This window comes from Collinsella aerofaciens, assembly GCF_040915425.1.
Lineage (GTDB): Bacteria > Actinomycetota > Coriobacteriia > Coriobacteriales > Coriobacteriaceae > Collinsella > Collinsella aerofaciens_BW.
In genome coordinates this window covers 22,850-30,434 of record NZ_JBCPDN010000009.1, presented here as the reverse complement: position 1 = coordinate 30,434, position 7,585 = coordinate 22,850, and the positions used below count along the sequence as shown (strand labels likewise).

At 60.2% G+C, this 7,585-nt stretch carries 7 protein-coding genes; all 7 read left to right on the top strand.

Annotated elements, in window-relative coordinates:
* Positions 1 to 933: cell division ATP-binding protein FtsE (gene ftsE, locus AB5164_RS02320; RefSeq protein WP_368147770.1), on the top strand; the 933-nt coding region annotated here is incomplete at its 5' end.
* A complete protein-coding gene (gene ftsX / locus AB5164_RS02315) occupies positions 920 to 1,840 on the top strand; it encodes a permease-like cell division protein FtsX (RefSeq protein ID WP_368142459.1) in 921 nt (306 codons plus the stop codon). The genes ftsE and ftsX, both read left to right, overlap by 14 nt.
* A 135-nt stretch (positions 1,841 to 1,975) precedes the next feature.
* Complete coding sequence (locus AB5164_RS02310) at positions 1,976 to 4,111, top strand: ribonuclease R family protein (protein ID WP_117769464.1); 2,136 nt, start codon at positions 1,976 to 1,978, stop codon at positions 4,109 to 4,111.
* 176 nt (positions 4,112 to 4,287) lie between these two features.
* On the top strand, positions 4,288 to 4,893 hold the full coding sequence (locus AB5164_RS02305; RefSeq protein WP_195919687.1) for a recombinase family protein: 606 nt from the start codon (positions 4,288 to 4,290) through the stop codon (positions 4,891 to 4,893).
* Positions 4,894 to 4,997: 104 nt separating this feature from the next.
* Positions 4,998 to 5,579: a VanZ family protein gene (locus AB5164_RS02300; protein ID WP_368142458.1), complete on the top strand. Its 582-nt coding sequence runs from the start codon at positions 4,998 to 5,000 to the stop codon at positions 5,577 to 5,579.
* 204 nt (positions 5,580 to 5,783) lie between these two features.
* Complete coding sequence (locus AB5164_RS02295; RefSeq protein ID WP_055310345.1) at positions 5,784 to 6,635, top strand: MurR/RpiR family transcriptional regulator; 852 nt, start codon at positions 5,784 to 5,786, stop codon at positions 6,633 to 6,635.
* A gap of 10 nt (positions 6,636 to 6,645) precedes the next feature.
* Positions 6,646 to 7,569, top strand: a complete 924-nt coding sequence (murQ, locus tag AB5164_RS02290) for an N-acetylmuramic acid 6-phosphate etherase (protein WP_368142457.1) — start codon at positions 6,646 to 6,648, stop codon at positions 7,567 to 7,569.
* Positions 7,570 to 7,585: the final 16 nt, after the last annotated feature.

Genomic DNA, 7,585 nt, shown 5'->3' with positions numbered 1-7,585 from the left:
ATTCCCGACCCCTTGGCCCCTGCGACGCCGGCTCCTCAGCCTGCGCAGTCCGGTCTCTTTGCCGCTATTCCCGACCCCACGCAGCCTGCTGCCCCGGTGGTCGAGAGCGATCAGGCAGCCGAGGTCGCAAGCCTCGATAACGCGCTCAACAACCCCGATTTTACGTCGGTGTTTGCGCCCATCGATCCGCAGGCCAGCCGCAAGAAGATGGCCAAGCAGGCCGGTGTCGAGCCCGTCATCCTTATGGAGCATGTCACCAAGATCTATCCGGCACAGCCTAACAAGCCTGCACTCGACGACATCAACATCGAGATCTATCCGGGCGAGTTCGTCTTCCTGGTCGGTCACTCCGGCTCGGGTAAGACCACGCTGCTGTCGACGCTCAACCGCGACGTCAAGCCGACGAGCGGCCGCATCCTGGTTGCCGGTCAGGACCTCATGAAGATCAAGAACCGTAAGGTTCCGTTCCTGCGCCGCCAGATTGGCGCCGTGTTCCAGGACTTTAAGCTTCTGCCGCAAAAGACCGCCTACGAAAACGTGGCGTTTGCCCTGCAGTGCATCGGCAAGCCCAAGGGCGTCATTCGCAGCCAGGTGCCCGAGGTGCTGCGTCTGGTCGGTCTGGCCGATCAGATGGACTCGCTGCCCGACCAGCTTTCCGGTGGCGAGCAGCAGCGCGTTGCCGTCGCCCGTGCTATGGTCAACCGTCCGCCGCTGCTGATCTGCGACGAGCCCACGGGCAACCTCGACCCGGCGATCTCGCTGGGCATCATGAAGCTGCTTGAGCGTATTAACCGCACCGGCACCACCGTGATCGTCGCCACGCACGACCGCGAGATGGTCGATAGCATGCACCGTCGCGTGATCGCCCTCGAGGGCGGCCACGTCATCCGCGACCAGGAGAGGGGAGGTTACGGCAACTATGGCACCAACTAACGTGGGCTACTCCTTCAAAGAGGCAATCAGCCACTTCTTCCGTAACTGGACTACCTCGCTCGGCGCCGTCATCACGATCTTCCTTTCGCTGTTTATCATCGGCCTGTTCATCATGGGCTCTGCGATGCTGAACTCCGTGATCGGCACCGTCGAGGATCAGGTTGTCATCAACGCGTTCATTAGTGATGACGCCGATCAGGCCGATGTTCAGGCTTTTGAGGCCGAGCTTAAGACGTGGAATAACGTCAAGTCCGTGACCTATAAGGACAAGGACGACGCGCTGGCCGAGTATACGAGCAAGATGTCGGGCAACGCCGACGCCACCATGAGCGCGCTCGATGGCCAGAACCCGCTGCCGGCTTCCTTCGCTATTGAGATGGACGATCCGTCCAAGGTCGAGAGCACGGCAAAGAAGCTCAAGAAGGATGCCGATTTCCAGAAGATCGCGGATGACGGCGACGTCAACGCGAGCGTGCTGTACGGCCAGGAGGAAGTGAGCCGCCTGTTCCAGGTGACCAACTACATCCGCATCGCCGCCGTGGTGCTCGTTGGTCTTCTGACCTTTATCGCATTCATCTTCATCAACAACACGATTCGCCTGTCCATCACGGCGCGTCGTCGTGAGATTGCGATTATGCGTCTGGTCGGCGCCAGCAACGGCTTCATTCGTGGCCCGTTTATCGCCGAGGGCGTGCTGCAGGCCATTTTGGGCTCGCTGCTTTCCATCGGCGTTCTGGAGCTGCTGCGCAATCTGATGATCCCGCGTCTGCAGGAGAGCATCGGCTGGATGTCGTTTGCCCTGCCGATGCAGTACTACCTGGTGACCTATGCTGCGCTGATTCTGGTCGGCGTGATTATCGGTCTCTTTGGTTCTGCCATCGCCATGCGCCGCTACCTGCGCGTGTAGGCATGCTTGGAATTCATCCCTTCCAACGGGTCGTCTCTTATGGGGCGGCCCGTTTTTTGATCCCTAGGGGACGGCAGGAAAGCGAATCATTTGGGTAGACTCTTTGGAGTTCGCAATCGATAGTTAGGAGGCGCCATGGGGCGCAATAACAAGCATAAGCGTGGAGCTCGCAATCAGCGCGGGCCGGTGCGCAGCGAACGCCGTCCGAGCCTGACCGGGCGCGTGCAGCTCCATGAGCATAGCGCCTACGTTGTAACCGAAAACGGCGACTACAAGGTCATGGGCCGCGGTAAGCGCGAGATCATGGATGGCGATACCGTTGCCGTGAGCATTAAGAACAGCCCGCACGGTGAGCGGCGCGCCGTGATCGAAAGCGTGGTTGAGCGTGCAGCCATAAGCGTGGTGGGCACGTACCAGACCGCCGGTCCGCTCGGTGTGATCGAGCCGCTCGATTCGCGTCTGAAGGCCGACTTCTTCATTCTGCCCGAGGATACCTCGGCGGATCGTCTGGGTGTCCACCCGGGTGATGCTGTTGTCGCGCGCATTTTGACCTACCCGACGCGCCTGGAATCGGGTACCGTGACGATCGAACGCCGCATTGGCGGAGATGACGCGCCCGATTTGGGCGTTCAATATGTGATGGCGCGTTACGGCTATACCGATAGCTATCCCGAGGCCGCGCTGGACGAGGCCGAGGGGCTTTCGCTCGATGTGTCCGCGGCGCTTAAGGACCCGCTCCGCCGCGATCTGCGCGACCGCTTTGTCATCACGATCGACCCAGTCGACGCGCGCGACTTTGACGACGCCATTTCGCTGGAGCGCACGCCCGAGGGTGGCTACAAGCTGGGTGTGCATATCGCCGACGTTTCACACTATGTGGCTTGGGACGGGCATATCGATCTTGAGGCTCGCCATCGTACGACATCGGTGTATCTGGCCGATCGCGTGCTTCCCATGCTGCCCGAACGCCTGTCCTGTGACCTGTGCTCGCTTCGCCCTGACGAGGACCGTCTTGCGTTTACCGTTGACATTGAGCTCGATGCACAGGGTCGCGTGCGGCATTACGATCCGTACCCCAGCGTGATTCGCTCGCGTGTGCGTATGGACTATGACGGCGCCGAGGCGCTGCTGGTGCGTGCCGGCGCGGTTGAGTATTCGGTGCTGGAGGGTGCAGCCGAGGATGTTGCGGCTGCCGAGACCTCGCGCGAGGAAGCGCTTGAGCGCGGTCTTGCGTGCGAGGAGGCCGCCCGCGGCTACAACGTCGACCTCGGCGATTTCCTTGTCGCCGCTAACGAACTCGCCGAACTCCGCCGTCGTATCCGTCGCGCCCGCGGCTCGGTCGATTTTGACACGGCCGAGATTCGTGCTCTGTTGGATGAGGACGGAGTGCCCGTGCAGATTGTGGCGCGTGAGCGTTCGTGTGCCACGTCGCTTATCGAGGAAGCTATGCTGCTCGCCAACGAGTGCGTTGCAGAGTGGCTGGCAGACCGTGATATCGAGGCCTGCTATCGCGTGCATGAGGATCCGAGCCCCGATAGCCTGCACGGTGCCGCCGTTGCGCTGGCGCAGCTAGGCATCATCGACGATCGCCGTGCTGCCGGTATTGCCCTGGGGAGCCCCGATGAGCTGCAGGCTGCAGTCGATGCTGCCGCCGGTACGGCCAACGCACCGCTCGTTAACACGCTGCTTCTGCGCAGCATGCAGCGCGCGCTGTACAAGCCGCGCAACGAGGGCCACTTTGCGCTCGCCGCGCCGTGCTACTGTCACTTTACGAGTCCCATCCGTCGCTACCCCGATCTGGTGGTGCACCGCGTGCTCAAACTGCAGTTGGCCTATGAGCGGCTCGGCGGCAAGGACGCCTTGGTCCGTACGCCGCGGCTGATCGGCAAGGGGCGCGAGTCGCTGCCGCGCATTCTGCCGCAGATCTGCCGCGCATGCAGCGATGCCGAGCGCGCGGCAGATGCCGCCAGCCATGCGACGCAAAAGATCAAGATTGCCCAGTACTATGAGGACCGTCTGGGCGAGCGCTATGCCGGAACCGTCTCGTGGGTTAGCAGCATGGGCCTTTTTGTGCGCTTGGACCTAACGCAGGTCGAAGGCTTGGTTTCGATCAAGAGTCTGGGCAACGAGTGGTTCGAGTTCGACGAGGACGCGCTCACGCTCACAGGTGCCGATACGGGCACCCGTTACGAGCTGGGGCAGCGCGTGATTATCGAGGTCTCGCGCGTCAATACCACGCGTGGGCACTTGGACTTTAAGCTTATCCATTAGCCAAATCCCGACTCATGGTGGGGGAGCGGAGGGCGGCCTTTCGGGACCGCCCTTCGCATTTGAATCGTGGCTACCTTGCCGTCTGCTCGGCCGCCCGCTTACCTGCTATTTGAGAGGTAAAACCTACCAAAATAAACCTGTCCCTTTTGGCAGGTTTACAAGAAAGCGGGGATGAGATGGCGACGGTGTACGGTTATGCGCGGGTGAGTTCGCGCGATCAGAATCTTAATCGGCAGCTGGATGCGCTGGGCGCCTATGGCGTGGGCTCGGCGAATATTTATGCCGACCATGCGAGCGGCAAGGACTTCGATCGACCGCGTTATCGCGAGCTGCTGCACGTCCTGGGAGACGGGGACGTGCTGGTGGTGCTTTCTATCGACCGACTTGGCCGTAATTACTCCGAGATTCTTGAGGAATGGCGACGCATTACCAAGGTGCTCGGGGTTGCCATTGTGGTGTTGGATATGCCATTGCTTGACACGCGCGCCAGGGCCAGCGGCGCGCCGGATGTGACTAACACCCTGATTGCTGATATTGTGCTGCAGCTGCTGAGCTACGTGGCGCAGGTGGAGCGCGAGAATATCCATCGGCGCCAGGCGGAGGGGATTGCAGCGGCGCGGGCGCGAGGGGTCCGTTTCGGTCGACCTCGCAAGCCATGCCCTCCTCAGTTTGAGCTGGTGCGCGATAGCTATGAGGCGGGCGATATTACCCGCAGCCAGGCAGCAAAGTGCCTGGGCGTGTGCGTGGGGACGTTCGATCGCTGGATGCGCGAGGCGGGGTAGGGTTTTGCGTCGCTTTGTCGCTTCCTGTTGCGATTCAAATTTTGATACGGTGACGATGCCATTTGGGGCTACACTCGCTGATATTCAAAAAAGGAGGTTGACCCTTGGCGCGCGTAAAACAAATAATCGGATGGACCGCGATCGTTCTGTTCGCTGCAACGCTGGCGGGCATCTGGGTGCTGACGGAGCAAAATGCGGTGGAGACGTCGTTGCTGAGCGAGTCCACCGCGCGTGTGGTGGAGGGTCAGGCTATGGGCGTTCAGGCTGTCGATGCCACGGGTGAAGCTCAGGCGGAGAACGGAATGACCGGGGGCACCGATTCGGCTGCCTCGAATGTCCGGTCTGGCCGACTTGCTTCCATTCGCATGTGGGTGGGCACAAACGTCCGTCGCGTTGCCCATACCGTAGAGTTTTTCTTCGTCGGATTGTTCGCCTCCGTGGTCGTGGTTTGCTTTTCCAGGCGTCCGTGGAGCGTATGCTCCCGTTGCGTGCCCGTATTGCTCTTTTGCGCCGCCTGCTCCGTTGGCGATCAGGTGCATAAGATCTTTGTTCCCGGAAGGCATTTCGACGTTATCGATTTAGGATTCGACGCTGCGGGCTATGTCACCGCCATGCTGTCGGTATTGCTGGCGGCGGCGTTGGTGCGCCATGCGACTCGGCCGATCGGCGCCCATGCGAGGCGCTAGCCGGTAACAAACCCGTTTCTGATAATGCGACCTTGTTGAATTATTTTGTGTCGCGCGTATTTCCGAGCGGTCGGATTTGAGGGGCGAGCGGTAGAACGCTCGCCCTTTGTGCGCCACGATGCGGCACAATGTACCGCAAAAGCTGTTTGTATCCGGTACGAATCGTTCGTTGGTCTTTAATTCTTCTCAACGGAGGTGTTTGAGATGGCAAACGGATTGCTTTTGCGGCTTCGCGAGCGTGAGCTCAGCGCGAGCCCGGCGGAACGCAATGTCATCGCATATGTAAGCGCTCATCCGCACGAGGTGGTCGGGCTGTCCGTCCGCGGTCTTGCCGATGTCACGTTCTCCTCGCCCTCGAGCATTTTGCGCTTTTGCAAGCGTTTGGGTTTTGCGGGCTACAAGGAGTTCCAGCGCGAACTGATTGCCGAGCTGGCGCTCTTAGGTGACAAGAAAGACGTAGCCCTCGAGGACATCTCCATGGATGACAGCGTCGAACGTATCGTGGGGAAGGTGATGAAAAGCAACGTGCGCACGATCGAGGCGACGGCGCGAACGCTCGATTACACCGTCTTGGAGCGATGCGCGGCCCGTCTTAAGCGGGCACGCGCGGTCAATCTGTTCGGTATTGGTGCCTCTCGTTTGGTCGCGCACGACCTGGCGCAAAAGCTCATGCGTGTCGACAAAGAGTGCCATCTGTACGACGACTGGCATGATCAGCTCTTATGTGCCAAGAACATGCATGAGGGCGATATGGCAATCGCCTTTAGTTACTCGGGCTTGACGCAAGAGGTGCTGGACTGCACCGCCGAGGCTCAACGCCACAACTGTCCCGTAGTGGCCGTTACCAAAGTAGATGGATCATCCAAGCTTGCCACCATGGCCGATGCCGTGCTCGGCGTCGCTGCGAGTGAACCCTTGGTCCGCAGCGGTGCCATGGCTTCGCGTATGGCCCAGCTTATGGTTGTCGATGCCCTGTACGCTGCTTACGTTGCCAGCGACTACGAACGGGCGACGCATGTCATTAAGCAAAACTACATCGAGAAACAGGAAAGATGAGGTGAATGAAATGCTCGATTTAACAAAATTCACGACCGAACAGCGTAATCAAAGGTCAATGGACCTCGATACGATGACATCGCTGCAAATCGTCACGACGATGAACGATGAGGATCTTCGTGCCGTCCAGTCGGTCACGAAAGTGTTGCCCCAGGTTGCCACAGCAATCGACTGGGCTGCTGAGGCACTCGAGCGCGGCGGGCGCGTCTTTTACATGGGCGCAGGCACCAGCGGTCGTCTGGGCGTACTCGACGCTTCGGAGTGTCCGCCCACGTTTGGCGTGTCACCCGATCTGATTGTCGGGCTCATTGCCGGAGGCGAGACGGCGTTTATCAAGGCTGTCGAAGGTGCCGAAGACAGCGAGGAGCTTGGCGCGAGCGACCTGCGGGAGCGTGGACTCTCGGACAAGGATCTTGTCGTTGGCCTGGCGGCAAGCGGCCGTACTCCTTATGTGGTGGGCGGCCTTGCGTACGCCAAGGCAACTGGGTGCAAGACCATTGCAATTGCCTGCAACCAAGGGTCGAAGATCGGGGAGAGCGCAGATCTTGCCATTGAGCCCGTGCCCGGTCCCGAGGTGCTGACCGGCTCAACGAGGCTCAAGGCGGGAACGGTTCAAAAGCTCATTCTCAACATGATTTCGACCGGTGCCATGGTCAAGATTGGCAAGGTGTACCAAAACCTGATGGTCGATGTGCAGCAGACGAACGAGAAGTTGGTGGTGCGCGGCCAGAACATCGTGATGGAAGCGACCGACTGCACGCGCGAGCGCGCTGTTCAGGCGCTTGCGGATGCCGGCGGCCACGTAAAAACCGCTATTGTCTCGGTGCTGTTGGACTGCGATGCCGAGCAGGCTGCGGTAGCTCTTGAACGGGCGCACGGCCATGTCCGTACTGCGGTGAGTGGCCATGAGAAGAGCAATGCCGATGTCCAATAGGTGCACGGCGTGAGCT

Excerpts from the sequence above, each read along its gene's own strand:
- ftsX (WP_368142459.1), top strand. The coding sequence starts at position 920 with ATGGCACCAACTAACGTGGGCTACTCCTTCAAAGAGGCAATCAGCCAC.
- AB5164_RS02310 (WP_117769464.1), top strand. The coding sequence starts at position 1,976 with ATGGGGCGCAATAACAAGCATAAGCGTGGAGCTCGCAATCAGCGCGGG.
- AB5164_RS02305 (WP_195919687.1), top strand. The coding sequence starts at position 4,288 with ATGGCGACGGTGTACGGTTATGCGCGGGTGAGTTCGCGCGATCAGAAT.
- AB5164_RS02295 (WP_055310345.1), top strand. The coding sequence starts at position 5,784 with ATGGCAAACGGATTGCTTTTGCGGCTTCGCGAGCGTGAGCTCAGCGCG.
- murQ (WP_368142457.1), top strand. The coding sequence starts at position 6,646 with ATGCTCGATTTAACAAAATTCACGACCGAACAGCGTAATCAAAGGTCA.